We start from the raw sequence: 26345 nt of genomic DNA on the forward strand, positions 1-26345 counted from the left end.
AGGCTGAATTTTCAAACAAGAAAATCCCATTCGCAAAAAGAAAATCCCGTGCCACCTACGACACGAGATTTTTATCCAAGTATAGTTGCGTTAACCAAATGACTAGCAAGATTTGCGCGATGCAAAAGAGCGGGACCAGGATGAGAAAAGAGATATGCTTGGTCTTATGCCGTTGAATAAGCATGCCCTCAAGCGCACCGATCCCTCCTCCTAAAAATGCGACCAGCAAAAGGCTCAGTTCCGGAACCCGAAAACCTTTTTCCTTAGCCAGACGCTTGTCTGTCTGCATCAAGTAATAAGCATAGCCATTCAGCAGTAAAGCTCCTGCCGCCAGCACCCAGACATTCGAATTGAAGTATCCTACCAAGAGGAGGGCCCAGCTTATGACGAGCACCAGCACGAAATTGCGGCGATGGGCAGCTAATTGTTGATGGTACATTTCTTAATCTCCTTTTGCCCGATATGCCCGATTTCCCATAAACTGCTTGCGTACGAAGAATACCACACCCAAAACAACCACGATCACCAGCAAAGCGTAGAAACCGTATTTACGGATGACTTCGATAATGGCTTCCACATTATTACCGAATACATGGCCGAGAAAGTAAAAGGCGATGGTCCAAACCAACCCGATTGGATAAGATAGCATCGCATAACGACGGAACGTCATACCGCCAAGCCCAACCAAATAAGGTACCACATGACGGACAACGGGAAATAAGTAGCTGATGCAAAGAGCAGTAGTACCATACTTCTCCAGCAAGCCCGTTGATCGATTCACCGCGTTCCTCATTTTCTCGGTTTTGCACAGCCATTTCAATATCGGTTTCCCAAAGTACTTTCCAAGTAAAAAGCCAATCGTCAATCCGGAGGCAACCCCTAAATATCCCGCCAAAAAAGAATACCATGGGTTTAGCACGCCGATGGAGGCAAGAAATCCTCCTGTAGCGACAACCAGTTCATCGGGAATCGGCAAACCTACAATCCCCAGCCAAAGCAGGAAAAAAATCGCTACGTAGCCGTATTGCTCTATGATTGACATCAGCAGGTCGACTTCCATGAGGCAAAATCCCCTATCCTTGCCACAGTGCGGTCATTTCTTGACATACTAGCAGCTATGGCATCGCACGATATCTGACTCTATGTATTACGTATGAACCTAAAAAAAGGTACTTGTTTATTTTGCAATAGATTTACGTATTTTATCAAGCACAGATATGCCAGACGACTCTATCATGATAGATGTTTGAGCGCTTCACGTCTGGACAAACTCGCAAGTGACGTCGCTTCTACAAATTCACGTACGGCGTCGGGATTTGTTTTCGCATACTCTCTCAACGCCCACCCGATTGCCTTCTGAATAAAAAACTCTTTGGAATCCGCGCATCTTTCCACCAAGGAAAAGAGCAGCCGCTGATCTGTCTTGTCTTTGTATGACAACTGAAATAAAATCGCCGTTCGTTGCAGCCACATATTGGCTCCATTCATCCAGGCTGTCGTATTCGATTCGATCAGTTCGGGATGCAAGGCAAACAATCTGCCCGTTGTATGGGAAGCCAAATAATCCACGGTATCCCACCACGATTTTGTCGTGATAAGTTCGACAACGAACGGGAGATGGTCAGGGGTGAGACGCTTTTTGGACTTCTCGAGTACGTCAAGCGCTACATACTGGTACTCGCGCGCTGGCAAAGCCCACAAGGAACGAGCGACCTGCTCCCAATTTTCGGGTACGCCATAATCACGAAAGATTTGTTTGGTCAGCTCTTTGCGCTGTGGTGATTTGATCCCCAGAAAAGGAAAATGATTTTTCATGTACTGCTCCATTGGACCAGCCAGAATCGAATCACCATGTGCACGCAACAGTTCCTCGACAACCTCCGTATACTCGCTTGCGTTCATCTGCGTCTCCTCCCCCCAACTCCTCTGATAATCCGGTAGTTTAGCCTGCTACTTGGACGTCCTGCTTGACGACAGCAAAAGCATTTTGCTCTTCATCTTTGTACGGATAATACACGACGAGTGTAAAATCTCCCTCGACAAGCTCACCGGTCTCCATCCATTTTTCAATGTCAAAGGTCACCTTGGCAGTCAGCGTGTGCTTGAAGTAATCTTTTTCCAATGCAGCATGTGCCGCAAAATCATCGCGGAGTCGCTCACGCTGCTCAGTTAGGACAGCGAAAGTCTGTTGCATCTCTTCCTTGTCCATGACATCCTCCCACCACAGCTTGCGCGGGCGATGCTTCTGGTTGCGCAGGAAATCGAATTTCATCATGCTGAGCACATGGCCCATACCGTCCACTTGCTTGAATTGCAAAAACTTCTGCAAGCGCATGAACAAATCCTCTAATTGATGACCGATACGGCTCCAGCCTTGATTTTCCCAATAGTCACCAAATGTCTGGAAGAAGTCAAAAGCCGTTTCGAACTGATTCGCCAACAGCCACTCCACTGTATAGTCCATCCGGTGCGCATTCCAGTACTTTTCCAGAATGTCTTCTACACGCTTGATTCTTTGCATGTCATCAAAGGAAAGGACGTTATTCCCCAAAATTTCGTAAGGAGCCTCATCCATAAAAACATAGCCATGATTAGCCGCACGCGCACGAACGCCTGTCCCGCGGAGCATTTTCAAAAAGCCGAGCTGAAGCTCTTCCGGGCGTAGACCAAACACGTCATTGAAGGTTTTGCGGAAGGATGCATAATCTTCCTCAGGCAAACCAGCGATCAAGTCCAGATGCTGATCGATTTTTTTCGAATCCTTGATCTGTGTCACTGTACGCGCAAGACGATCGAAGCGCTGAATCCGCTGAACAAGGCGGTTGGTTTCATCATTTGTGGACTGAACCCCAATCTCGAAGCGGAAAATGCCTGGCGGTGCGTTCTCGGTCAAGAAGTCGAGTACGTCCGCTCGCAAAATGTCTGCTGTGATCTCGAATTGGAAGACCGTTCCATTGTGGTTGTCGATCAAAAACTGAAAGATTTCCAGCGCATATTTTTTATTGATGTTAAATGTGCGATCCACGAACTTGATCGTTTTGACGCCGTGATTGATCAAACGCATGAGATCTTCTTTCACTCGTTCCAGACTGAAATAGCGTACGCCGTCTTCAATCGAGGACAGACAGTATTGGCATTTGAACGGACAGCCACGGGATGCCTCAAAATAGACGACGCGGTTGTTCAGCTCGTCCAGATGGTCCGCGTATGGTGAAGGAATGCTGTCCATCTCTTCCACTTGCGCACGCGGCATGGAAAAACGCACGTACTCCTCTTCGCGATATGCGATTCCGGCTACATCACGCAGGCGTGGAGGCTGCTTGGTTTGCAATGATTCCTGATACACCTGCAAAAGCTCCAAGAAGGTCTGCTCCCCTTCACCAATGCAGATGACATCGATTTCAGGATGCTTCTTCATCCATTCGTCCGCATCATAGGTCACTTCTGGTCCCCCGAGGATAATCGGAACATCCGGGCAAATCTTTTTCAGCGTGCGCATGACACTGAGCGTCTCACGAATGTTCCAGATATAACAGGAAAATGCAACGACATCGGGCTTGCGCTTGTGTATATCTGCTACTATATTTAACGTCACATCGTTGATGGTATACTCCACCAGCTCAATCGAAGGAAATGCTTCCTGGGCATAGCTTCGCAAATAGCGCAAAGCGAGTGAGGAGTGAATAAACTTGGCGTTTAAGGTCGATAGTAAAATCTTCATGGATGGGTCTACTCTCCTTGCAAAATTCGGCACCAAAAAACCATCTGCAATCGATGGTTCATGGTCTGACCGATCTTTTTCCTTTCGTAACAGTACCATACGAGACTACTAACGGCAAATCGTTAACGATTTAATTCGCGCACCACATGCCCCAGCTCTGGCACGATCAACCGATTCATCGCCAGTCGCACCGCACCTGTCGAGCCTGGCGTGGAAAAAATCATTTTCCCTTTCCGCGTCCCTGCAATCGCACGACTGAGCATCGCTGCGGAACCGATGTCTTCTGTATAGCTCAACATCCGAAACAGCTCGCCAAATCCCGGCATTTCCTTATCAAGCAAGCCAGAAACAGCCTCAAAGGTATTATCTCTTGGCGAAATGCCAGTACCGCCATTGAGAAGAATGACTTGAACGTCGTCATGTGAGATTCCCGCTTCGATTGCCGCAATGACTTGTACAGGCTCGTCCTTTACAATTTGATAAAGCGCAATGCTGTGACCGGCTTCAGTCAGCAGCTGCTTCATTAACTGTCCGCTTTTATCTGTATCCTCTGTCCGAGTATCGGAAACGGTTATGACCATGCATGTGACTTGCTTGGGCGATAGCGCCTTGTGTTCCTGCGTACTCATCCGTCATTTCCTCATTTCTTCAATATATATCTATTTCTCATGATACCATGTTCGGGTTTCCAATACCTTCGTCGTTCCGGCAACAATTTCTTCACTCCCTATACCCGAGATGCTTCTCTTTCCTATATAATGCTGATGACTGCTATTTTTTCGACAGACAAGGAGGCGTGCGCGAATGCCAGAGCGACCTTATTTTTCTTTTCATTTCCACAAACAATCGCACACACCGATCTATGTACAACTCGCTGAACAATTAAAAACAGCGATTCTGCGTGGTGCCTTTCTTGTAGATGGACAACAATTGATATCACTACGAGATATGAAAACAATTAGCGGCTGCTCGTTGGAGACAGTCAAAAAAGCATACGATCATCTTGCGTTGGAAGGCTGGCTGGAAGCTGTTCATGGCAAAGGCTATTACTTGACGCAGCTTGCCAAAGAAGCTCGTTTGGAAAATCGCCTCCCGCTCACAGATATTCCAATCGCTTCTCTGGCTGATTCCTCCCCTCGTCCAAGCGAAGAGCTGGTGAAGCGATTGCGTGGTGCTTTTTATGAGAGCCTGACCGTATTGGATGAACCGTCCGCGAAGAAGAAAATCATGCGAACGCAGGCTACCAAAGTTTTCGCTGATCATCTCAGCCGCAGGGGACTGCCACACTCACCTGAACGCCTTCTGCTTTTTAACAGAAGCACGAGCGGCTTCGCCTTCCTAGCACAGCGGATCATGAATGCGCGCGATGTCGTCTATGTGGAGGAGTATAGCTATCCCGTATTCCTGCGCTTACTGAGCCAATGCGGTATTACGGTTCGACCGATTCGTATGGATGAAGAAGGCGTTTGTATTCAAGCCCTCAATGAAGAGCAGGAGCATTACCCCGCCAATTGGCTGTTGATTAACCCGCATTACCAATTCCCTACGGGCATCAGCTATTCATTGAAACGAAAAGAAGAGCTGCTCGAATGGGCACAGAATCATAACGTACGTCTGATTGAAAACGACCATTATGGAGATCTCTGGTTTGAAGAGCCGAGCGTTCCCCTGTACCACATGGCTGTGCAGGCAAAAAGCTCTGTCGAGGTCTACTATTTGCATTCTTTGTCCAAAACACTGGCTCGCGACCTGCAATTGGGCGTGTTGATGCTTCCTTCTGATTTATCGGATGATGAATTGGAGCGCTACAGCCAGCTTGTTTCCATGACCGGAGCGGAACCTTCCCTGCTCGTCGTAGAGGCAGCCGTTCAACTCCTCGATGATCCTTGGTTTTACGAAGAGTTTCTAGCAGATCGACGTGCCCTGTTCCAGGCCCGCTTCCTACGACTCTGGCAGGAAAGACGGCAAGCACTCCCCGAACACGCACGAATGTACCCCATTTCAGGTGGCTTAAATACGTGGATCAAATGGGGCACGCCAACCACAAGAGCAACCGAACAAGAAGAGAGAGTCGTCGCTATTCTTCGAGAGGAGGGTCTCGAGCTGACTGGCGGTCATGCTTTTCGCGTAGCGGATGAGCCTGCCGATATTCTGCGCTGCCCGGCTGTCCGTTTCCCGCTTGCTCCACTGGAAGAACGAGAATTGAAGCATTGGCTTCACCGATTGGGCGCTGCTCTACTTCGGTAAGTTTTCCAAGGGAAATGCCATACTAAGAGATGGATTTCCCTCTTTCCTTTACACTAGACTCGAAAAAAGCCGAGGTATAACCTGCTATGATTAAAAAAATCGTAGATAAGCTTCACCTTGATCCACCAAAAACGCTTGTACTTGGGTTTGCCTTAATTATTTTCCTGGGAGCGCTGCTTTTGACACTCCCGGTCTCTACAGTTGATGGACTTGGCCTGTATTGGCTTGATGCTCTGTTTACAGCCACCTCTGCTACGTGTGTAACAGGCTTGGTTGTCGTCGATACTGGAACGACTTTCACTACCTTTGGTCAACTTGTCATTTTGTCACTCATCCAGATAGGCGGACTTGGCTTTATGACGTTCGCTACCTTTTTCGCACTGATTATGCGTAAAAAAATCTCATTGCGTGAACGACTCATCCTTCAAGAGTCACTGAATCAGATATCGATAGAAGGTGTCGTACGTTTAGCCAAAATGATTTTGATTTTTACTGCCGTCACTGAGTTTATAGGTGGAGTGCTTCTCTCTATTCGTTTTGCATTTGACTTTCCTCTGTCAAAAGCGATATACTTCGGCTTTTTCCATGCGATTTCTAACTTTAATAACGCTGGATTTGATCTGATGGGCGATTTCGCTAGCTTAACTGCTTATGTAGATGATCTGCTTGTCAATCTCGTCGTCTGTTTGATGATCATTCTTGGCGGTATAGGTTTCATCGTTGTGAGTGAGTTATACGATTATCGTCAAACCCGTCGCCTGTCTTTACATACGAAAGTGGTACTGGCAACAACGGGTCTTTTGATCACGGCAGGGACCGTGCTTATCTTCATTTTGGAGTATAACAATCCGAAGACTTTGCAGCCCCTTTCCATGATGGGCAAAGTGCTAGGCTCCTTATATCAGTCGGTTACACCTCGTACGGCAGGTTCGAACACATTGAATATCGGGGATATGTATCAATCTTCGCTTTTCCTCATTATTATCCTGATGTTCATCGGTGCTTCTCCAGGCTCAACGGGAGGCGGAATCAAGACGACGACCTTTGCCACACTAATTGGTGCTGTTATCGCCCAAATTAAAGGAAAAGAAGACGTGATCTTCTTCCGTCAACGCATCCTGCCTCACATGGTCTACAAATCACTGACACTGACCATGATCGCCCTGTCCATTGTACTTGTCATGACGATGGTGCTCTCAATTACGGAGACAACCGCCCGATTCGAAATGATCCTGTTCGAGGTCACTTCCGCGTTTGCTACGACTGGACTATCCATGGGGCTGACCCCTCATCTGACTCCGATCGGGAAAACGCTGATCATATTGACGATGTTTGCTGGTCGTTTAGGACCTCTCACGATTGCCTTTGCCCTCGCACAACGCAAGCAAAAGGAATACTTCCGTTATCCAAAAGGGAAGATCACCATCGGATAAGCAGTATAAAAAGGTAAAACCCTGCCAAAGCACCCGAAGGACTTTGGCAGGGTTTCGTTTTGTGTATGATTTATTGTTTTTGCCACTGTTTGGACAACTCGTCGCGAACCAGTTGGCCCATCTCGATTGTACCAATCGCTTTGCTTCTGTCTGCCGCGATATCGCCAGTGCGATGTCCTGCTTCCAGTACGGACCAAACTGCATTTTCCACTGCTGCTGCCGCTTCATCCATACCGAGCGAGAGACGAAGCATCATCGCGACGGATAGAATGGTTGCCAGCGGATTGGCAATGCCTTTTCCAGCAATGTCAGGGGCAGAGCCATGAACCGGTTCATACAGGCCAAAGCTGCCTGCTGCCAGACTCGCCGAAGACAGCATCCCAATCGAACCAGTCAGCATCGCTGCCTGATCGCTCAAGATGTCGCCAAACATGTTTTCCGTCACGATGACGTCAAACTGTTTTGGTTCACGCACGAGCTGCATCGCGCAAGAGTCTACCAACTGGTGAGACAGCTCTACATCTGGATAGTCAGCCGCTACTCGCTCGGCTACCTTGCGCCAGAGGCGGGAGCTTTCGAGGACATTTGCCTTATCTACAGATACGAGACGCTTTTGGCGTTTGCGCGCAATGTCGAAACCGACTCGAATGATTCGCTCGACTTCCGCTTCATGATAGATGCACTGATCTTCTGCGACTTCACCGTTTGGACCGTCGTAGCGTTTTTTCTCACCGAAATAAATGCCCCCGGTCAGTTCACGTACAACGATCAAGTCAACACCAGAAACGACTTCTGGCTTGAGGGAGGACGCATCCACCAGAGAGCTGTGCATGGTAGCTGGGCGAATGTTCGCAAACAAACCGAGCGCTTTGCGAATGCCGAGCAGCCCTGTTTCTGGACGAAGATGCCCAGGATTCTGATCCCACTTCGGTCCGCCAACGGCTCCCAAGAGTACAGCATCCGCTTGCTTAGTCAGCGTTACCGTTTCTTCTGGCAATGGTGTTCCATCCGTATCGATTGCGATACCACCGATCCTGCCTTCTTCACATGTAAAAGTGACATCTTCAAGTTCCCCTACGAGTGTAAGGACTTTGACCGCTTCCTGCATGATTTCTGGTCCAATACCGTCTCCAGGAAGAACGGCGATGCGATAGTTTTTCTTCATCGTTTATCCCGCTTTTCTATACGTAATGGTTTCCGAACGCTGCTGGTTCCTATGATCCTATCCACATTTGACCTATCTTTATATCGTTGCACTGACGGGCATAGGCTCGCCACGACGTTCCATGATCTTGTTCACTGCCCGTACATAGGCGATTGCGCTCGCTTCCAGCACATCTGTGCTCACACCGCGGCCGGTAACGATCAGATCGCCCTGCTGTAGACGGACGAACACTTCACCCAGCGCATCTTGTCCGTGAGTAACGGAAAGGATTTTGTAATCGACGAGGGTAACTTCTTCTCCGGTAGCGCGGTCAATCGCTTTGTAGATGGAATCAACCGATCCATTTCCACATGCGGCTTCTTCGCATACCGATCCGTCGGCACGAATCAGTCGCACACTCGCTGTCGGAACGGAAATGTTGCCGTAAGCGAGCTGTACAGATTCCAGCTGGAACGCTTCTGGTCCGCGAACCATCTTGGAGTCGACCAATGCGAGGATGTCGTCATCCGTGATTTCTTTCTTCTTGTCGCACAATACTTTGAACGCTGCAAACGCTACGTTTACCTCTTCTTGCTCCAAGTGATAGCCCAGATCAACCAACTTTTCTTTGAAAGCATGGCGCCCAGAGTGCTTGCCAAGAACCAGTTTGTTTGACTTGAAGCCGACCGATTCCGGACGGATAATTTCGTACGTAGTGACTTCTTTTAACACACCATCCTGGTGAATACCGGACTCGTGCGCAAAAGCATTTGCCCCCACGACTGCTTTATTTCCTGGCACGATCATCCCTGTCAAACGGCTCACCAGCTGGCTGGTCCGTGCGATTTCTTTCAAATTCAACTTGGTCGTCGCCTGGTAGTAATCCTTGCGCGTCTCCAATGCAAGCGCCACTTCTTCCAGAGCAGCATTTCCAGCGCGCTCTCCGATTCCATTGATGGTGCCCTCCACTTGCGTAGCTCCACCCTCGACTGCAGCGAGACTGTTGGCCACTGCCATCCCGAGGTCATCGTGGCAATGACAGCTCAGACGAATCAGATCCGTAGAAGGTACCCGAGTTTTCAGCTCACGGAAAATGTTTCCGTACTGATACGGCGTCATGTAGCCAACCGTATCTGGAATATTTACCGTAGTAGCCCCTGCTTTGATAACAGCCTCTACAACCTCTGCCAAAAATTCGATCTCGGTACGCGCCGCATCCTCTGCGGAAAACTGAACTTCCGTAAAGTACTTTTTCGCATAAGTAACTGCTTCCACCGCCCGAGCAAGGACTTCTTCCTTGCTCATGTTCAGCTTGAACTGACGGTGAATCGGAGATGTTGCGAGAAAGACGTGGAGGGAAGCGTTTTGTGCGTTGCGAAGCGCTTCGTATGCCTTATCCATGTCGTCTTTTACGGCACGAGCCAGACTGACGACGGTTGCATTCTTCACCCGTTTTGCAACTTCGGCCACAGACTTTTGGTCACCTGGGGAGGCAGCAGCGAAGCCCGCCTCAATTCTGTTTACGCCCAGCTTCTCGAGTTGAAGGGCGATCTCCACCTTTTCGTTCGTGCTAATATTGACGCCCGGAGACTGCTCCCCATCGCGCAGTGTCGTATCAAAAATCTCAATGGTCCGCATGAACTTTTCACCTCCACATTTTTCCCTACATTATATATAAATTTTTCACACGGCAATTATTGGCCGATTTTCGCTTCTTCTTTTTTCGTATCTTTGTTGATCCAAGACATCATGCCACGCAGTTGCTCCCCTACTACCTCGATACCATGCTCGGATTCCAGACGGCGACGGGAAGTGAAGCCAGGACGGTTTGCTTGGTTTTCCAAGATCCAATTGCGAGCAAATGTACCGTCTTGGATTTCTGCCAGTACTTTTTTCATTTCTTTGCGAGTTTCATCTGTGATGATGCGACGACCAGTGCTGTAGTCACCGTACTCAGCTGTGTCACTGATGGAGTAGCGCATACGAGCCAAGCCACCCTCGTACATCAGGTCAACGATCAGCTTCAGCTCATGCAAGCACTCGAAGTAGGCGATCTCAGGAGCATAACCTGCTTCCACCAATGTATCGAATCCTGCTTTTACCAGCTCGCTTGCGCCACCGCACAATACTGCTTGCTCACCGAACAAGTCTGTTTCTGTCTCTTCACGGAAAGAAGTTTCGATTACGCCTGCTTTTGTGCAACCGATACCGCTGGAGTAGGCGAGTGCGAGATCTTTCGCGTTGCCAGTTGCATCTTGGTAAATTGCGATCAAACCAGGTACGCCGAAGCCTTCTTGGTATACGCGACGAACCAGGTGACCCGGGCTTTTTGGCGCTGCCATGATTACGTCTACATCAGCTGGTGGCACGATTTGCGCGTAGTGGATGTTGAATCCGTGAGAGAAGCAAAGTGCAGCGCCGGATTTCAGGTTTGGAGCGATCTCGTCGCGGTATACTTGTGCTTGACGCTCATCTGGCATCAGGATTTGAACCACGTCAGCGCGTTTGGTTGCTTCTGCTACTGTCAGAACTTCAAAACCGTCTTTTGCTGCAACATCCCAAGATTTTCCTGGGCGAAGACCCACAACTACTTTATAACCGCTGTCGCGCAGGTTTTGTGCTTGTGCATGACCTTGGCTACCGTAACCGATGATTGCGATTGTTTTTCCACGCAGTACCTCTTGTTTTACGTCCGCTTCATAATACATTTTTACCATTTGTATAGCCTCCCTAAAATTGTTTAGTTTGAATTTTTATTCTGAAATTTGGCAATTTAAACCGTTGCTGCGGCTGTTGCTGGAACAATACTGCGCGCCATCGCTACTGAACCTGTTCTTGTCAATTCAATAACGCCGTAGTTTTGTAATAGTACGAGCAGCGCATCAATCTTTTCGGTGTCACCCGTTACTTGCACGATCAGTGAGCTAGGACCCACATCGACGATCGCGGCACGGAACGGCTCGACAATTCCGTTTAACTCTGCCAGCTGGCTGGGCGATGCCGTCACTTTAATCAGTGCCAGTTCCCTTGATACAAAAGGGTTTTCACTGAGATTCGTGACTGAGATGACATCGATCAGCTTGTGCAATTGCTTCATGAGCTGATTGATTTGGCGGTCATCTCCCCCGGTTGAAATGATCATCCGGGATAGCCCCTGTTCTTCCGTGCCTCCCACCGTAATGCTGTCGATGTTGAAGCCGCGTTGGCCGAACAGTGTCGCCACTCTGGTCAAAACGCCTGGTTGGTCGTTGACGAGTACGGAAATGGTATGTTGCTGCATCCTAATCGTCCCCCAATTCCATCTGATCTAATGTGTTGCCTGATGCAACCATCGGATATACATTTTCTTCCTGTGCAACGCGGAAGTCCACCACGACTGGTCCATCATGTGCTAGCGCCTCTGCCCAAACGGCTTCGGCTTCTTCCGGCGTGCTTGCTCGCAAGCCTTTTACGCCATATGCTTCTGCCAGCTTGACAAAATCCGGGCTGCATGTCAGATCGATTTGGCTGTAGCGATTATCGTAGAAGAGCTCCTGCCATTGACGTACCATTCCCAAGCACTGGTTGTTCACAATCGCTACTTTGACCGGAATGTTGTATTGGGAGACGATTGCCAGCTCCTGGTTGGTCATCTGGAATCCGCCATCTCCAACGACGGAGATTACCGTGCGATCCGGGTGAGCGATCTGTGCGCCAATTGCTGCCGGGAAGCCAAAGCCCATCGTGCCGAGACCACCGGAAGAGATAAAGGAGCGCGGGTGCTTGAACTTATAGTATTGAGCTGTCCACATCTGGTGTTGTCCAACGTCTGTTGTGACGATCGCTTCCCCATCTGTGGAGTTGTACAAGAGTTCAATGACTGCTTGTGGCTTCAATACGTCGCCATCTTTTTTGTACTTGTACGGATATTGTTCTTTCCACTCTTTCAACTGGCTGATCCATGCTTCCGAATCACAAGCTTTTGCGAGCGGAATTGCTTTTGCCAGCGTGCTCTTCACGTCGCCTGCTACTGTAACGGCTGTCTCTACGTTTTTCCCCAGCTCTGCTGGATCGATGTCGACGTGTACGATGCGGGCTTTTGGTGCGAACTCTTTCGTGCGTCCCATCGTGATTCGGTCATCAAAGCGTGCTCCCAAACCAATCACGCAATCCGCATTCAAGAGCGCTTGATTCGCTGTGTAATTTCCGTGCATCCCTGGCATTGCCAGCGACAGCTCGTGTGTTCCAGGGAAACCGCCCAATCCCATGAAGGTGTTGATCACCGGGATGCGTGTTTTTTCAGCAAAGTCGCGCAATTCTTTTTCTGCTTGAGCTGCAATGATTCCCCCGCCCGCCAAAATGACTGGACGCTTCGCTTCGCTAACGGCTTTTACAAACTCTTGTACTTGTTCGTCGCTTGGTACGAGTGAAGCGCGGTAGCCGCGAATCTCCACTTTATCCGGGTAGGTAAATGGAGCCTTCTCATTGGCGACGTCTTTGGGAATGTCGATCAATACTGGGCCCGGACGACCGGTTGTCGCGATGTGGAAAGCTTCCTTCACAATCCGTGGAAGATCGCGAATGTCGCGGACAAAGTAGCTGTGCTTCGTAATTGGGATGGTAATTCCCGTAATGTTCGCCTCTTGGAACGCGTCGGTACCAATCAGCGACTGTGCCACGTTACCTGTGATGCAGACCAGCGGAACCGAGTCCATCTGAGCGGTTGCAATCCCTGTTACGAGGTTCGTTGCTCCCGGACCGGAAGTGGCGATACATACACCCGGTTTGCCTGTTGCTCGGGCATATCCATCAGCAGCGTGGATAGCGCCTTGCTCGTGGCGAGTCAAAATGTGCTTGAAGTAGCTCCCGTACAGGGAGTCATAAATGGGGAGCACCGCACCGCCTGGATAGCCGAAAATGTATTCGACCTGCTCCAGGATTAAACAGCGCAGCAGCGTTTCTGCTCCTGACACTTCTTCCCCGAACTGAATCGGTGGAATGCCGTTCTTTTTCTGCAATTCGGCCATTTCAACACTCATTGACCTCTCCTCCTCCCAATTCTCAACAGGTATTGAAAATAACTATAGACACATAGAAAAACCCTTTCGCCCCGACACGGTTTTATTTCCATGTCTTTTGGGGCGAAAGGGTTCGCGGTACCACCCAACTTTATCGGCGCCTCACGGTCAGCCGATCTCAGCCAGTCACAACAAATGTGGACTGTAACACGTTAACGGGTGTTAAGCGGTTTGGCCTACTACCTGCAAAGCAAGTTTCAGCTAAACGGCTCGGAGGTGAGCAATGCGACGTACCCAATACCCGTTTCTCAGCATCAGGGCTCTCTGTAAAAGGGGTAACGCGCACCATCCTCGTCATGGCCTACTATTAAAACAATATTTTCAATATTGTTGTTGTCAGAATAAAGTGTTACGTCTGATTATAGCTAGGCACCTAGGGGGTGTCAACGAAAACAAAAAGATTTTACTGGACTTTCGTCCGAACGAATGCTCAGTTGGAAATGGCTTTATAGCGCGGTTTTTGCGTGAAAGCGGATACAATAAAACGATCAAAACCGTTTTGTTGACCGCAAGCGGTCGCGTATACTTTTATGAAAAACGTCGAGACGTTCTTCACTGAATACAGGAAAACTTGTCCAGTTTTTCACAACGGAAAAGAACGGCATTGCCGTCCCTCTCCTGCTTTTTCGGTTCCGTTTTATTGCGAGGATTTCAATCCCTCTATCAAAATCGTTGCGACTTCCGGGCGTGTAAATTCCGGAGGTGGCGTGATCCCGTTTCTCAACATTTCCCTCACTTTTGTTCCCGATAAGGTCATATGAGAGTCTTTGTCATGCGGGCACGTCTTGGTCGTTGCCATCCCTTGGCATGCCTTGCAGTAAAAGCTGTGCTCAAAAAAGAGCAGCTGGATACCGAGCTCACCTGGCGCAAACTCGGAAAAGATGTGCTGCGCATCATACGTGCCGTAATAATCGCCTACCCCTGCGTGATCGCGGCCGACAATAAAGTGTGTACAACCGTAATTTTTTCGTACCAATGCGTGGAAGACCGCCTCACGCGGACCCGCATATCGCATGGCAGCCGGAAAAGCACCGAGCAGTACACGGTTGCGCGGATAGTAATTTTCCAGAAGGGCGAGATAGCTTTTCATTCGCACTTGTGCAGGAACATCGTCTGATTTCGTTTCCCCCATCAATGGGTTGAGAAAAAGGCCATCGACAATCTCCAATGCCGCCTTTTGAATATATTCATGCGCCCGGTGAACGGGATTCCGCGTTTGGAAACCAACCACCGTTTTCCAGCCATTTTCTCGAAAGCTTTCTCTCGTTTCTGCCGGCGTCAAATAAAAATCAGAGAAGCGCTCAGGCTGTGGCTTTTGCAGTATTTCTACAGACCCACCCACGTATAGGTCTGGCTTTTCAAACACCTTTTTCACACCGGGGTGAGCGAGATCCACCGTACGAAAAACGAGCTCGGCCTCCCGCATTTTATCTGGCACAAAGCAGCTATTCACCTGCAAAATCGCATAGTCCACTCCATCTTCCCCACGTAACAGAATACTGTCGCCGGGCGCAAGATCGTCGTGCTCATCTGCATCAACAGCTAATGTCACTGGCAATGGCCAAACCGTTCCATTGGCTAGACGCATCGTTTCCACAACAGTGTGGTAATCCGCCTCTTCCATGAATCCAGTTAACGGAGAAAATGCTCCGATGGCAAGACATTCGATGTCCGACAGGGTCCATTTGTCCACGATAATGGCTTTTTGGATCCCGTGCGGCAAGATCGTTTGCTTCACATCTTTCCCTCCTGCACTGTTCATTTGTGCAGACCGCATTCGGTCTTTTCGAAGCCAGCCCACCGTCCGGATCGGGAATCTTGGCCAGGCATGACAGCGCGCGTGCATACTCGGCAGCCAATGCTTGGATAGTTCCGGTCGTGCAATGGATTGTAAGGGACATCATTTGCATGGATATATTCCCACACCTGGGCCTCTGTCCAATCTGCTAGCGGATTGAATTTAACCAGGTTGAATTTTTCGTCCCACTCCACTTTTTTTGTATTCGCTCGGGTAAGTGATTGTTCGCGGCGAATGCCTGTCATCCACGCCTGATAGTTGGACAGGACGCGCTTTAACGGCTCTACCTTCCGAATCTCGCAGCAAAGATTCGGTTCTCTCTCCCACAGTTTGTCTCCGTGTTTTTCTGTCTGCTCAGCTAGCGTCAGCTGTGGCTGCACTTGAATAAATGTCGTACCATATCTGGCTTGCAGCTTGTCACGCGTATCATACGTTTCAGCAAAATGAATGTTGGTATCGAGGTAAAATACAGGAATGGTGGGAGCCAATTTGTGCAGCATGTCGATTAAAACGACATCTTCAGCGCCAAAGCTGGCAGCTAGGATCAGACTGGCTGCATAGTTTTCCACGGCGTTCACAAGCACGTCCTGCGGCGCTTGAGCTTCCAGTCGGCTTGCCCATTCCTGTATTTCCTCATCCGCCATTTTCTGGCGATTGTTCATCAGCGAAGCTCCTCTCTTGCTAGGATTCACCCACCATCATATGCCTAGTGACTGGAAGTGGCGCATCGTCCACCTATATCCAACTCGCCCAAACCAAACGGTCAGTACCGTTTGGTTGACCGCAAGCGGTCGCATCCACTTTTATGAAAAACGTCGAGATGTTTCGATCCCCCAATGAGAGGGGACGTTTTTCACAAAAAAAAGCCGCCAGACAGGGTCTGACAGCTTTTTGCTGCTTTATTTTTCCTCTTTTTCGTTTACTGTCGGGGCGAAAATAAAAGAGGCTCCGGTTTGTTGCGTATTTTTGGCCTCGGTTTTTTGAACCGTTGGTACGGCGTACGAACCAGGGTTTACCAAGGAAGGTGTCACGGTGTAAGAATCATCCTTTTCTTTTGCAAAAGCTCCTGGCACGAGCAATGCTGAACAGACAACTGCTGTTACACCCATCATCATCCATTTTTGTTTTCTCATCTATGTCTCTCTCCCTATCCAATGTTTTCCTGTAACGCTTTTTATTGTATGGCATTGGAGAGTCTGCTCGACACGGACGAAAGATTGTTTTTTTCTCAGACTTGAGACGGAATCGTTTTTTACAAAAGAAAAAGCATCCTGTACGGATGCTTTAACCCCATTAGTTTTCTTCTTTTTCGTTTACATTTGGAGCGAAAATAAATGCACTTCCTGTTTTTTGCGTGCCTGTCACGGCATCTGTTTTCTGAACTACTGGAGCCGTCGTGTACGGAGCAGGGGCAAAGAAAGTATTCGTCACGGAATGTGCGTCGTCTTTCTCTTTGGCAAACGCCCCTGGTACAACCATCGCTGAACAAACAACTGCTGTAATTCCCATCATCATCCACTTTTGTTTTCTCATTTTGATCTCTCTCCCTATCCAATGTTTTCCTCTTATGGCTTTATTGTAAGGGATCAGCCAGGCTGTCTAACACGGGCGGGAGGTTGTTTTTTACTCAGACCTTGGGCGGATTCTACTTTAGGACCAGAGCCTAGTTCTGCAACTGGATCTATTTTTCTTACACATCGATCGTTGTTCTTGTATGCTTATACAGCTCTTCAATCGTCTGCCCTTTTGCTCGGGCAAGTACCTCCATGCGCACACTCAGTTGCTTTTTCGCAAACTGCTGCAAATCAGTGACCTTCACCCCGAATGCACTCACCCCTTGGGGGTCATCCATCCAGTCGTACAGATGACTTGCCATTGGAGCCAGCTCATCCATCTTTTTGGCAATGACATCGTAAATATGGGGATGCTCACAGATCAATCGCTGCAGCAGGAAAGTTCCGTAGCTGATATGCCGCGATTCATCTGTCTTCAAATACCCAATTCCTTGCATTAAACCAGGCATGAGCCCCGTTTTGCTGAGTGCTTCGTAAAATGCATAGTAGCCTGTCTCTGCGAGCACGCCTTCCACAAACATGTTGTAGACAGTAGAAGCTTCTGCGATGGCTTCGGGGGATTTATCCGTCAACAGACGATTGAGTGCATTCGGCAAGATCTCATGGAAAATTCGCTTGTACACATCATCGTGAAAATGATGCAAGTCTCCTGACTCGCCGATGTTGTCGAGAACCAACCGGAAAAACTCGGTATGCTTGGCCTCTTCAAAGAGGAAGGTTGTCAAATACATTTCTTCCTCCAATCGCCCTTCCTCTGCAATGACCATGATCAAAGGTAAAAGATCGAGGGTGACAGCCTCTTCCCCACCAAGAAAACCAGCAATTCGTCCCAAGGTTTCTTCCTTCTGCTCCAGATTCATATTTGCGTAATCTTCGCGGTCTTGCGTAAAATCAATGTCCTGCGGGTTCCAAATGCCGTATCTCTTCGCTTTTTGATACAATTGGTACGGCAGTAGCTCCTGATTCAATCCTTTTTGGCTGGTCGAAACAAAACCATTCCTCATCCCCATCCAACCTTTCCTTTTCTCATGCGCCTTCTATTCCGAACGAATGAAAGAAGTCATGTAATTGTTAATTTATCCCAAATCCATTCTTTACGCTCCGATCAGCGGTTTGATAAAATGAAGGCGCTGTATGTAGATTATAGGTCAGACTGAACGATCGTTCATATCCCCAAAAATCAGGGGGTGTTCATCACTCAAATGGAGGTGGCAATCACTCCATGGTCAGTCCAGAGCTGAACATGTACATCGACCGAATCGAAGAAACAACATTTTATGAGGAGAAACTGGTGCTTGCTGTACGCGGCTTCGTGGATCTCTTTCCTTTCATGGGAGCCATTCTGTGCAATTACTCGACGCTCAGTCAAATGGGTGAGGGACTATGGTCGATCCTCGACCAAGAGTTATGCTCCATCCGCGATATACGGGTGGACATGCGCAATATGCCCCTCATCCAGCATGCGATCCGTGAACAGAAAGCCGTCCTGCTAGATTCTGAGGCGATTCGTCAGTTCCCGCCCAATTTAGTGTATGGCGCCCCTTATGCGCTCATTCTCCCCATCAGCTATGGGCCTAACGTACTCGGCTACGCCGGTATTTCCTGGCATCAGGATGGCTGTTCCGGCATCAACCATCAATTGGTACAATCCTTAAGCGCATACTGTTTGATGCTGGGCAAAGTATTGGCAACCGACTCCCTTCGCCCTAAAACCGTCAAGCTTTCACGCCGAGAAGTCGAAGTCATGCAGCGGATGTCATGGGGCGAAAGCGTTAAGGAGATGGCAGACTGGATGGGAATTAGTGAGTTTACCGTGCAGGATTACATCAAGTCTTCCTTAAAAAAGCTCGGTGTGCAAAATCGCGCACAAGGTGTGGCAGACGCTATTCGCCAGCGAATCATTTGTTGAATAGAAATAGAAAAAAACAACCGAATGTGATCTCGGTTGTTTTTTCTTTGACTTAAACTTCCATTTCTACGTTCTGATTTCTACCACGTTTCTCGGTGCTGTTCTCGTCCGTTGAATCTCCCTGATTTGAGAAGTGGTCATGAATTCAAATGCTTGACACTGTCGGACTGCTACCCCACGTCTGCGAAAACGAATACGACGAGCTTCAAAGTTTCTGCCTGCCCATAGGCTTACTCGTAATTCTGCCATGCCACTTACCTCCTTCTATCTTTGCTGTAAGATATGACAAGGAGATTGATAGCGTGTGGACAGGTGTAGGATGCTATTCGTTTGATTTTGCTATCTAGACCACAACAAAAAAGCCAACCTTGCCCTCAATCGGGAAGATCGGCTCTTCTATTCAAAAATTAAGCGTTCAGTTTGCTTTTTGCAACTGTTGCCAGTTCGTTGAACGCAGCTTTGTCGTTAACAGCCAAGTCAGCCAGCATTTTGCGGTTAACTTCGATGCCAGCAACTTTCAGGCCGTGCATCAAACGGCTGTAGGACAGACCGTTCATGCGAGCTTGCGCGTTGATACGAGTGATCCACAGTTTGCGGAAATCACGTTTCTTTTGACGACGGTCACGGTATGCATACAGCAGGGATTTCATAACCTGCGCATTAGCGGATTTAAACAGGCGATGTTTGGAACCGAAGTATCCTTTCGCCAGCTTCAGGATTTTCTTATGACGACGGCGTGTAACAATGCCACCTTTTACTCTTGGCATACTAAACTCCTCCTGGTCTTTCCAGCATGGCGGCCTACTGCTAGGCGCTTAGGGAGCTCATGCTGCGTAATGGTGTGTAATAAAGAAAAACTTACATGTAAGTGAGCATTTGCTCAATACGTTTTTGATCGCCTTTGGAAACGAGTGCAGCTTTGCGCAGGTGGCGCTTAGCTTTCGTCGATTTGTTAGCGAACAAGTGGCTACCAAACGCACGGTCGCGCTTCAATTGGCCGCTTCCAGTCTTTTTGAAACGTTTCGCAGCGGCCTTGTTGGTTTTCATTTTAGGCATCTGAAAAATCCTCCTGTCTAAACTACTATCTTACTGCTTTTCCGCTTTCGGAGCCAGAATCATGATCATGCTGCGACCCTCGATCTTCGGCTTGCGCTCAGGCGTAGCGAGATCTTCACACTGGGCAGCAACACGTTCCATAACGCCTAGTCCAATTTCGGAGTGGGTGATTTCACGTCCACGGAAACGGATCGTACACTTCACCTTGTGTTGATCCTCCAAGAACTTGCGGACGTTGCGAAGCTTTGTTTGAAAATCGTGTTCCTCGATGTTAGAAGAAAAACGCACTTCTTTCAGCTCGATGATCTTCTGGTTTTTACGCGCTTCTTTTTCCTTTTTCGCCTGCTCGTATTTGAACTTTCCATAGTCCATGATACGGCATACAGGCGGCTTGGCTGTAGGAGCAACGTTTACCAGATCCAATTCAGCTTCCTGGGCAATGCGCAATGCTTCCCTAAAAGGTACGACTCCCAATTGGCTCCCGTCAGCACCGATTAAACGGACTTCACGGGCTCGGATCGCTTCGTTAATTAACATTTGATCCTTGCTAATACTTGCCACCCCCGTCAATTTCGAGAAGGAACAAAAATATGCGAACGCAATCTGCGCCCGCACATATCTCACCTAAGCAATTTCATCAGATCCGAGGATCCTTGCGTAAGAGTTACCTGTCAACAGTCGTATACGACGTCGACCCAGGTGAGAAGCTGTGCGCCTCTGCTTGTTCTCGAAGTATGAAGTGTTTATACACGCAACTTATATTACAAGGTAGCTTGGGTTTTGTCAAGGCTAATACCTAATTATCCCCCGATATGGGACATTTCAACCTTATCACGCTTGGCGAGACCAGGCGTTTCACTTAGTCGTTCCTCCGAGTAGCGCACGTCGCGCCGCTCCCAGATCGCACGTATCAGCTCGCGAATCTCCTCATCCGTGCGTCCATCGCGGACTGGCTCGCGCAAATCATCTCCGGATGAAGCGAAGAGACAGTTGTACAATTTCCCTTCTGCCGACAGGCGAGCTCGCGTACAAGTGGAGCAAAAAGCTTGGGTCACCGATGAGATCAACCCGATCTCCTGGTCCGATCCCTCATAGCGATAGCGAGAAGCCACCTCTCCATAGTAGTTCGCTTCAGTCGCTACCAACGGCATCTCTTCATGGATCATGCGCACAATTTCACGGGAAGGTACGACTTGATCCAGCCGCCAGCCGTTACTGTTTCCCACATCCATGAATTCAATAAATCGAAGGGTGTGCCCTTGCTCACGGAAGTACCGTGCCATCGGCAAAATATCTTGATCGTTGACTCCGCGTTGTACCACCATGTTGATCTTGATCGAAAGCCCGGCATCTGCCGCAACACGAATCCCTTCCAGCACGGTATCGACCTGATAGCCTCTACCGTTCAACATCCCAAAGCGCTCATTATCCAAGCTGTCTAAGCTGACCGTGACCCGATCCAGACCTGCTTCTTTTAGTGCTTGCGCATGGCGGGACAAGAGAGAACCGTTGGTCGTCATCGCAATATCTTGAACGCCTTCCACTTCACGTATCATTCGAATCAATTCAGGCAAATTTCTGCGCATTAATGGCTCTCCGCCGGTAATGCGGATTTTCCCGACCCCAAGCGAAGTAAAGATCTGGGTCAAACGGGTAATCTCCTCAAAGGTCAGCAACTTACTTTGCGGCAAAAACTCAAAATCCGGTCCAAAAATTTCGGCAGGCATGCAATAACGACAACGAAAGTTACATTTATCGGTGACAGATATTCGTAAATCCCGGAGAGGACGGTTCCGCAAATCAAGCACTTTTTCTGGCATAGATGTTCACTCTCCTTTTATCGCATTTCGACTTAGTACCAGTCTATTATCATAAATCGAAATAGCCAAATTTTCAAACGTAAACCGCACATTGTGTCATAAATGGGACCACTTTGCAAAAAAAGAGTACGAATACCTCCCGACATTCGTACTCTTTCCGTTATGCATTCTTATATCTTAAATTTACTGATCATTCTTTCCAGTTCACGAGCCATATGATTCAAGGATTCAAATGAAGCGGAAAACTCTTCCATAGTGGCCAATTGTCCTTTGGAGGAAGCAGCCAGATTTTCAGCATTGTGCGCTGAAATCCTTGCAATTTGAGCAGTCTCGTCCACAGATGCTGCTACTTGTTCCGATCCAGCGGACATCTGTTCAGAGACAGCAGATACCTCCTGAATTTGATCGGTTATCTGTTGAATTTCTTGTAAGATGCGTTGGAAGGCTTCTCCTGACTCCAGTACAGTAGACAATCCATCCTGAACATCTTGATTGACTGAATCCATCGCGGTGACCGCCATGGTCGTATCTGCTTGGATCTCCTGAATGAGGTTGGCGATTTGCCGAGCAGACTCATCAGATTGTTCAGCGAGTTTTCTCACTTCATCTGCTACGACAGCAAAACCTCGTCCATGCTCTCCCGCACGGGCAGCTTCGATGGCTGCATTGAGAGCAAGCAGATTCGTTTGGGAAGCAATTCCCGTAATCACATCAATGATTTGCACAATTTCTTTGGATCGCTCACCCAATTGCTTGACTACGGATACGGAATGTTCCACAGAGTCACGGACGGAGTCCATTTGCTGGATAGCTTTTTGGATGGACTGGTTTCCTAGCTGCGCTTCATCCGCCGTACATGTAGATGCTTCCGAGATGATGGAGGTTGTTTCCGCCACACGCTGGATGCCGATTGACATTTCTTCCATCGCTCTTGCGGATTCTTCCGTACCTCTGAGCTGATTTTGCGCCCCGCTCGCTACCTCCTGTATGGTAGTAGATATCTTGTTCGTAGTATCTACATTGTCTGCCAAGCGAACCGATATGTTGTCTGACGAAGTAGAGAGGGTGTTAACCGCTTTTTGGACTTCCCGAATGAGTCCTTGGATGGATACTTGCATCACCTGAATGCTCTGACCAAGCATGCCGATTTCATCTTTTCTTTCCAAAAGGTTTTTGGGCAATTCAGCAGTAAAGTCACCACGTCCGATCTGGGCAATCTGGTCAACGATGGCAAGCAATGGCTTGGTGAATTTGTGCGAGAAAAGAACGGAAGCGACAACCGCTAGTAAGGCAAACAAAATACTTAACATCCCGATGATGAAACCGATTTGATGGGCTTCAGCAGAGAGCTCAGCTTTTTCAATAAACGAAATATATTTCCAGCCAGTTTTGTCTGAAGTAAAGACGTTCGCCAAATACTCGGTATCGTTCATCGTGACCGCAAAGCTGCTGGGGGTATTCTCTGCGATAGCAGCCAATTCAGGAATTTGCGTATCTTTCAGTTTTTTCGAATTGAGCTCGGGGTTCTTCGGATTAGCCAAAATCGTTCCGTCTTTGCCAACCAGCATGAGATAACCCGTTTTCCCAATCTTAATTTCTTTCAAAATGTCGGTTAGCCCTTTTAAATTCACATCCAGTCCAACGACGCCCAGTGGTTCACCCTTGTCATCCTTTAGCATCGTCACGTTACTGATCACGATACTGTTGTCGCCCAAATAGAGATACGGATCTGTCGTGATCACTTTTCCGGGATTCTCCATTGGGGTTTTGTACCAATCCCTTGTACGCGGATCGTAATTCGGAATGACATCATCTGTCGGCCACTGTATGTATCCTCCGTATTTTGTCGCTAAATAAATAAATGCAGTATTCGGATGAGAATCGACAAATCGTAGGAAATCTTTAAAAATGGCCGCCTCTACCCCGCCATTTTGCAGTGGGGTATGCTTGGTTTTGGTTGGTTTGTCCATATACGTCGTGATAGTGTTATCTGCACTTTTTAATAAGGGACTGCCTGCTATCAGGTTTACGTTTTCACGAATCGAGTCGAAATACAAGTTAATCGCGTTGTCTACTTGAGCCACTTCTTTTGTCGAGGATTCAATAAAATAAGTCTGGATTCGCTCCTCCATACTGACATATACAAATGAGCTAATCACTCCAATCGGGATTAAAATAATGGCAAGAAATGCTGCTATCAGTCTTTGCTTGATGCTTACCCGCATACGTATCCCCCGCAGTTCTTCTTGATGTCCATAAGAACAATTACCCTACATCCTTTTCCCGTTCTTTTTTCCAAGTAAACGTATAATGAAAAAAGCCGCCCAAAACTTCAGGGCGGCTCTACTTCTATACGCTTTTACTTCATTTCATTGATTTCAGCGCGGATTTTTTCTACAAACGCATCCACTGTCATCGCGCCTTCATCGCCCACTCCGCGTTTGCGGACGGACAGTGTACCGTCAGCCACCTCTTTTTCACCGATGACCAGCATGTACGGGATTTTTTCAACTTGTGCTTCACGGATTTTGTAGCCGATCTTCTCATTGCGGCCATCCAGCTCTACGCGAATGCCAGCTTGTTGCAGTTTTTCTCTTACTTGTTCTGCATATGGCATATGCACTTCGCTGATGTTCATGATGCGTGCTTGGATCGGAGTCAGCCAAATCGGGAATGCACCAGCGTAGTGCTCGATCAGGATACCAATGAAGCGCTCCATGGAGCCGTACATCGCACGGTGCAAAACAACTGGACGATGCTTCTCGTTGTCTTGACCGACATAAGTCAGGTCGAATTTCTCAGGCATTTGGAAGTCCAGCTGGATCGTTCCACATTGGTGACGGCGTTTCAGAGCGTCGGTAATTTGGAAGTCGATCTTCGGTCCGTAGAACGCACCGTCTCCGTCTTTGATTTCATAGGCCATACCGAGCTCATCCAACACTGTTTTCAGAGAGCTTTCTGCTGCTTCCCATAGCTCATCAGAGCCCATGGAATCTTCCGGACGAGTGGACAGAGCCACACTGTATTCGAAGCCAAATACCTTGTAGATGCTATCAATCAAAGTGATCATGCCTTTGATTTCGCTCGCGATCTGATCAGGACGAACAAATACGTGCGCGTCATCCTGGCAGAAGGTACGCACCCGCAGCATTCCATTCAATGCCCCGGAGTACTCATGGCGGTGAACTTGCCCGAACTCGGAGTAACGGATCGGCAGGTCGCGGTAGGAATGCATCTCGTTTTTATAGATCAGCATGTGACCTGGGCAGTTCATTGGTTTCAAGGCATAAGTCGCGTTGTCTACTTCAGAGAAGTACATGTTCTCTTTGTAATGATCCCAGTGACCAGATTCTTTCCAGAGACGCTCGTTCATGAGGAACGGAGAGCGCACTTCTGTGTATTGTGCCAATTGTTGCAGACGGCGGGAGAATTGCTCCAGCTCGTTGCGAACAGTGAAGCCTTTTGGCAGGTAGAACGGCATACCTGGTGCTTCCTCGGAGAACATGAACAGTCCCAGTTCTTTACCCAATTTGCGGTGATCGCGCTTTTTCGCTTCTTCGATGAAGTGCAGATATTCATCCATGTCTGCTTTTTTCGGCCAAGCTGTACCGTATACGCGTTGCAGAACTTGGTTTTCTGCTTTTCCGCGCCAGTATGCACCTGCCACGCTCATCAGCTTGAATGCTTTGATGAAGCCAGTGGACGGCAAGTGCGGACCACGACAGAGGTCGAAAAATTCGCCTTGCTCATACATCGTGATAGTCGCATCCTCTGGCAGGTCGCGAATCAGTTCCAGCTTCAGGTGATCGTTCAGTTCTTGGAAAATCGCAGTTGCTTCTTCGCGGCTTACGACTTTGCGGCGAATCGGCAGGTCTTCCTTCACGATTTTTTCCATTTCTGCTTCGATTTTGCCCAAATCCTCTGGGGAAAGGGAAACTGGAATATCCATGTCGTAGTAGAAGCCATCTTCGATCACAGGACCGATTCCGAACTTCACTTCAGCGCCGTAAATGCGTTTTACCGCTTGAGCGAGCAAGTGAGCTGTACTGTGGCGGTATACTTCCAACCCGTCGGCAGAATCGAGGGTAACGATTTCAATCGCTGCGTCATCTGTGAGTTCTGTGTACAGATCGACAACCTTGCCGTCTTTTTTACCAGCTACTGCCTTTTTCTTCAGGCTAGAGCTAATGGAGCCTGCGATGTCTTCGATAGTAATCCCAGCGTCGTATTGACGAACGGCTCCATCTGGGAAAGTAACATGAATTTGTGCCACTGTGGATTCTTCCTTCCTGTATCTTGTTTGGTTGAGAAAATAAAAAAACACTCATCCCCAAAAAGGGACGAGTGTGTTCTCGCGGTACCACCCTACTTCAAGTCTGTTCACAAAAACAGACTCCTCATTCCATGTAACGGTATTTAACCGGCATACCGATAGTAAAAGCCTACGCTTCGTTCCCGGTAGCTACTCGAAGGTGGTAGATCAATAACAGTTCGCAGCGAGCTTCCAGCCTGTGACCCGCCTCTCTAGAGCGTCCTAACTATTGTCCGTGTCCTTCTCATCGTATTTATAAGCGCTGTAAAGTTGT

Annotated in this window: 25 protein-coding genes and 2 other annotated features; of the genes, 3 read left to right on the forward strand and 22 right to left on the reverse strand. The window is 48.4% G+C overall.

The features are described 5' to 3' along the window. Nucleotides 1–55 precede the first annotated feature (55 nt). From HP399_RS22715 to HP399_RS22735, 5 genes are all read right to left on the reverse strand, one after another. Nucleotides 56–439: a DUF1294 domain-containing protein gene (locus HP399_RS22715; RefSeq protein ID WP_173619103.1), complete on the reverse strand. Its 384-nt coding sequence runs from the start codon at nucleotides 437–439 to the stop codon at nucleotides 56–58. Nucleotides 440–442: 3 nt separating this feature from the next. Then, nucleotides 443–1060 carry a DedA family protein gene (locus HP399_RS22720; RefSeq protein ID WP_173619104.1) on the reverse strand — a complete coding sequence of 206 codons (618 nt, stop codon included), beginning with the start codon at nucleotides 1058–1060 and terminating at the stop codon, nucleotides 443–445. A 173-nt stretch (nucleotides 1061–1233) separates the two neighbouring features. Continuing rightward, nucleotides 1234–1902 (reverse strand): DNA alkylation repair protein, encoded by a 669-nt coding sequence (locus tag HP399_RS22725; RefSeq protein ID WP_228088323.1) that lies wholly within the window; start codon nucleotides 1900–1902, stop codon nucleotides 1234–1236. A gap of 40 nt (nucleotides 1903–1942) precedes the next feature. Next, nucleotides 1943–3721, reverse strand: a complete 1779-nt coding sequence (locus tag HP399_RS22730) for a B12-binding domain-containing radical SAM protein (RefSeq protein WP_173619105.1) — start codon at nucleotides 3719–3721, stop codon at nucleotides 1943–1945. Nucleotides 3722–3843: 122 nt separating this feature from the next. Continuing rightward, the gene (locus HP399_RS22735; protein ID WP_173619106.1) at nucleotides 3844–4350 is read right to left on the reverse strand and encodes a MogA/MoaB family molybdenum cofactor biosynthesis protein; all 507 of its coding nucleotides are present in this window, start codon (nucleotides 4348–4350) and stop codon (nucleotides 3844–3846) included. Nucleotides 4351–4525: 175 nt separating this feature from the next. Here HP399_RS22735 and HP399_RS22740 point away from each other — a divergent pair, with 175 nt between their 5' ends. Beyond that, nucleotides 4526–5968: an aminotransferase-like domain-containing protein gene (locus HP399_RS22740; RefSeq protein ID WP_173619107.1), complete on the forward strand. Its 1443-nt coding sequence runs from the start codon at nucleotides 4526–4528 to the stop codon at nucleotides 5966–5968. A gap of 86 nt (nucleotides 5969–6054) precedes the next feature. Beyond that, on the forward strand, nucleotides 6055–7401 hold the full coding sequence (locus HP399_RS22745) for a TrkH family potassium uptake protein (RefSeq protein ID WP_173619108.1): 1347 nt from the start codon (nucleotides 6055–6057) through the stop codon (nucleotides 7399–7401). A 70-nt stretch (nucleotides 7402–7471) separates the two neighbouring features. Here HP399_RS22745 and leuB read toward each other — a convergent pair whose 3' ends face one another. The 10 genes from leuB to HP399_RS22795 all read right to left on the reverse strand — a co-directional run bounded on the left by leuB (nucleotide 7472) and on the right by HP399_RS22795 (nucleotide 17984). Continuing rightward, nucleotides 7472–8566, reverse strand: coding sequence for a 3-isopropylmalate dehydrogenase (gene leuB / locus HP399_RS22750; RefSeq protein WP_173619109.1), 1095 nt, complete (start codon nucleotides 8564–8566; stop codon nucleotides 7472–7474). Nucleotides 8567–8644: 78 nt separating this feature from the next. Next, entirely contained in the window at nucleotides 8645–10183 is a 1539-nt protein-coding gene (locus tag HP399_RS22755; RefSeq protein ID WP_173619110.1) for a 2-isopropylmalate synthase, read from the reverse strand. A 56-nt stretch (nucleotides 10184–10239) separates the two neighbouring features. Then, nucleotides 10240–11262, reverse strand: coding sequence for a ketol-acid reductoisomerase (ilvC, locus tag HP399_RS22760; RefSeq protein ID WP_007728552.1), 1023 nt, complete (start codon nucleotides 11260–11262; stop codon nucleotides 10240–10242). A gap of 56 nt (nucleotides 11263–11318) precedes the next feature. Next, nucleotides 11319–11825 (reverse strand): acetolactate synthase small subunit, encoded by a 507-nt coding sequence (ilvN, locus tag HP399_RS22765; RefSeq protein WP_173619111.1) that lies wholly within the window; start codon nucleotides 11823–11825, stop codon nucleotides 11319–11321. Nucleotide 11826: 1 nt separating this feature from the next. After that, nucleotides 11827–13563 carry a biosynthetic-type acetolactate synthase large subunit gene (ilvB, locus tag HP399_RS22770; protein WP_173619112.1) on the reverse strand — a complete coding sequence of 579 codons (1737 nt, stop codon included), beginning with the start codon at nucleotides 13561–13563 and terminating at the stop codon, nucleotides 11827–11829. Between the two features lie 676 nt (nucleotides 13564–14239). Then, complete coding sequence (sat, locus tag HP399_RS22775) at nucleotides 14240–15379, reverse strand: sulfate adenylyltransferase (RefSeq protein WP_173619113.1); 1140 nt, start codon at nucleotides 15377–15379, stop codon at nucleotides 14240–14242. Further along, a complete protein-coding gene (locus HP399_RS22780; RefSeq protein ID WP_173619114.1) occupies nucleotides 15361–16062 on the reverse strand; it encodes a phosphoadenylyl-sulfate reductase in 702 nt (233 codons plus the stop codon). Before HP399_RS22780 ends, sat begins: the two co-directional genes overlap by 19 nt. 237 nt (nucleotides 16063–16299) lie before the next feature. Next, on the reverse strand, nucleotides 16300–16533 hold the full coding sequence (locus tag HP399_RS22785) for a hypothetical protein (protein WP_173619115.1): 234 nt from the start codon (nucleotides 16531–16533) through the stop codon (nucleotides 16300–16302). A 160-nt stretch (nucleotides 16534–16693) separates the two neighbouring features. Next, on the reverse strand, nucleotides 16694–16933 hold the full coding sequence (locus HP399_RS22790; protein ID WP_173619116.1) for a hypothetical protein: 240 nt from the start codon (nucleotides 16931–16933) through the stop codon (nucleotides 16694–16696). A gap of 157 nt (nucleotides 16934–17090) precedes the next feature. After that, nucleotides 17091–17984 (reverse strand): R2-like ligand-binding oxidase, encoded by an 894-nt coding sequence (locus tag HP399_RS22795; RefSeq protein WP_304502533.1) that lies wholly within the window; start codon nucleotides 17982–17984, stop codon nucleotides 17091–17093. Between the two features lie 212 nt (nucleotides 17985–18196). On the opposite strand from HP399_RS22795, the gene HP399_RS22800 reads away from it, so the two are divergent. After that, complete coding sequence (locus tag HP399_RS22800) at nucleotides 18197–18883, forward strand: helix-turn-helix transcriptional regulator (protein WP_173619117.1); 687 nt, start codon at nucleotides 18197–18199, stop codon at nucleotides 18881–18883. A gap of 66 nt (nucleotides 18884–18949) precedes the next feature. Here the strand turns inward: HP399_RS22800 and HP399_RS22805 are convergent, their stop codons facing one another. From HP399_RS22805 to thrS, 7 genes are all read right to left on the reverse strand, one after another. Then, on the reverse strand, nucleotides 18950–19132 hold the full coding sequence (locus tag HP399_RS22805; protein ID WP_173619118.1) for a hypothetical protein: 183 nt from the start codon (nucleotides 19130–19132) through the stop codon (nucleotides 18950–18952). 158 nt (nucleotides 19133–19290) lie between these two features. After that, nucleotides 19291–19650, reverse strand: a complete 360-nt coding sequence (gene rplT, locus HP399_RS22810) for a 50S ribosomal protein L20 (protein ID WP_007728568.1) — start codon at nucleotides 19648–19650, stop codon at nucleotides 19291–19293. 91 nt (nucleotides 19651–19741) lie between these two features. Next, nucleotides 19742–19939, reverse strand: coding sequence for a 50S ribosomal protein L35 (rpmI, locus tag HP399_RS22815; protein WP_007728569.1), 198 nt, complete (start codon nucleotides 19937–19939; stop codon nucleotides 19742–19744). Nucleotides 19940–19969: 30 nt separating this feature from the next. Beyond that, a complete protein-coding gene (gene infC, locus HP399_RS22820; protein WP_035984450.1) occupies nucleotides 19970–20476 on the reverse strand; it encodes a translation initiation factor IF-3 in 507 nt (168 codons plus the stop codon). A 41-nt stretch (nucleotides 20477–20517) separates the two neighbouring features. After that, nucleotides 20518–20668, reverse strand: a sequence feature (ribosomal protein L20 leader region). A 71-nt stretch (nucleotides 20669–20739) separates the two neighbouring features. Next, a complete protein-coding gene (gene moaA / locus HP399_RS22825; protein ID WP_173619119.1) occupies nucleotides 20740–21759 on the reverse strand; it encodes a GTP 3',8-cyclase MoaA in 1020 nt (339 codons plus the stop codon). A gap of 170 nt (nucleotides 21760–21929) precedes the next feature. Further along, entirely contained in the window at nucleotides 21930–23984 is a 2055-nt protein-coding gene (locus HP399_RS22830) for a methyl-accepting chemotaxis protein (protein WP_173619120.1), read from the reverse strand. Nucleotides 23985–24118: 134 nt separating this feature from the next. Beyond that, the gene (gene thrS / locus HP399_RS22835; protein ID WP_007728574.1) at nucleotides 24119–26032 is read right to left on the reverse strand and encodes a threonine--tRNA ligase; all 1914 of its coding nucleotides are present in this window, start codon (nucleotides 26030–26032) and stop codon (nucleotides 24119–24121) included. Between the two features lie 60 nt (nucleotides 26033–26092). After that, nucleotides 26093–26328, reverse strand: a binding site (T-box leader). Nucleotides 26329–26345 lie beyond the last annotated feature (17 nt).

The organism is Brevibacillus sp. DP1.3A, assembly GCF_013284245.2.
Classification (GTDB): Bacteria; Bacillota; Bacilli; order Brevibacillales; family Brevibacillaceae; genus Brevibacillus.

What these genes read in the sequence shown, in the direction of transcription:
- HP399_RS22800 (WP_173619117.1), top strand. Translation starts at nt 18,197, where the DNA reads ATGGTCAGTCCAGAGCTGAACATGTACATCGACCGAATCGAAGAAACA.
- rplT (WP_007728568.1), bottom strand. Translation starts at nt 19,650, where the DNA reads ATGCCAAGAGTAAAAGGTGGCATTGTTACACGCCGTCGTCATAAGAAA.
- HP399_RS22735 (WP_173619106.1), bottom strand. Translation starts at nt 4,350, where the DNA reads ATGAGTACGCAGGAACACAAGGCGCTATCGCCCAAGCAAGTCACATGC.
- ilvC (WP_007728552.1), bottom strand. Translation starts at nt 11,262, where the DNA reads ATGGTAAAAATGTATTATGAAGCGGACGTAAAACAAGAGGTACTGCGT.
- ilvB (WP_173619112.1), bottom strand. Translation starts at nt 13,563, where the DNA reads ATGAGTGTTGAAATGGCCGAATTGCAGAAAAAGAACGGCATTCCACCG.
- HP399_RS22755 (WP_173619110.1), bottom strand. Translation starts at nt 10,183, where the DNA reads ATGCGGACCATTGAGATTTTTGATACGACACTGCGCGATGGGGAGCAG.
- infC (WP_035984450.1), bottom strand. Translation starts at nt 20,476, where the DNA reads ATGTTAATTAACGAAGCGATCCGAGCCCGTGAAGTCCGTTTAATCGGT.
- HP399_RS22740 (WP_173619107.1), top strand. Translation starts at nt 4,526, where the DNA reads ATGCCAGAGCGACCTTATTTTTCTTTTCATTTCCACAAACAATCGCAC.
- leuB (WP_173619109.1), bottom strand. Translation starts at nt 8,566, where the DNA reads ATGAAGAAAAACTATCGCATCGCCGTTCTTCCTGGAGACGGTATTGGA.
- HP399_RS22745 (WP_173619108.1), top strand. Translation starts at nt 6,055, where the DNA reads ATGATTAAAAAAATCGTAGATAAGCTTCACCTTGATCCACCAAAAACG.
- HP399_RS22725 (WP_228088323.1), bottom strand. Translation starts at nt 1,902, where the DNA reads ATGAACGCAAGCGAGTATACGGAGGTTGTCGAGGAACTGTTGCGTGCA.
- ilvN (WP_173619111.1), bottom strand. Translation starts at nt 11,825, where the DNA reads ATGCAGCAACATACCATTTCCGTACTCGTCAACGACCAACCAGGCGTT.
- moaA (WP_173619119.1), bottom strand. Translation starts at nt 21,759, where the DNA reads ATGCCAGAAAAAGTGCTTGATTTGCGGAACCGTCCTCTCCGGGATTTA.
- sat (WP_173619113.1), bottom strand. Translation starts at nt 15,379, where the DNA reads ATGCGGTCTGCACAAATGAACAGTGCAGGAGGGAAAGATGTGAAGCAA.
- HP399_RS22730 (WP_173619105.1), bottom strand. Translation starts at nt 3,721, where the DNA reads ATGAAGATTTTACTATCGACCTTAAACGCCAAGTTTATTCACTCCTCA.
- HP399_RS22785 (WP_173619115.1), bottom strand. Translation starts at nt 16,533, where the DNA reads ATGAGAAAACAAAAATGGATGATGATGGGTGTAACAGCAGTTGTCTGT.
- HP399_RS22795 (WP_304502533.1), bottom strand. Translation starts at nt 17,984, where the DNA reads ATGGGGATGAGGAATGGTTTTGTTTCGACCAGCCAAAAAGGATTGAAT.
- HP399_RS22720 (WP_173619104.1), bottom strand. Translation starts at nt 1,060, where the DNA reads ATGGAAGTCGACCTGCTGATGTCAATCATAGAGCAATACGGCTACGTA.
- HP399_RS22790 (WP_173619116.1), bottom strand. Translation starts at nt 16,933, where the DNA reads ATGAGAAAACAAAAGTGGATGATGATGGGAATTACAGCAGTTGTTTGT.
- HP399_RS22830 (WP_173619120.1), bottom strand. Translation starts at nt 23,984, where the DNA reads ATGCGGGTAAGCATCAAGCAAAGACTGATAGCAGCATTTCTTGCCATT.
- HP399_RS22780 (WP_173619114.1), bottom strand. Translation starts at nt 16,062, where the DNA reads ATGAACAATCGCCAGAAAATGGCGGATGAGGAAATACAGGAATGGGCA.
- HP399_RS22805 (WP_173619118.1), bottom strand. Translation starts at nt 19,132, where the DNA reads ATGGCAGAATTACGAGTAAGCCTATGGGCAGGCAGAAACTTTGAAGCT.
- HP399_RS22715 (WP_173619103.1), bottom strand. Translation starts at nt 439, where the DNA reads ATGTACCATCAACAATTAGCTGCCCATCGCCGCAATTTCGTGCTGGTG.
- rpmI (WP_007728569.1), bottom strand. Translation starts at nt 19,939, where the DNA reads ATGCCTAAAATGAAAACCAACAAGGCCGCTGCGAAACGTTTCAAAAAG.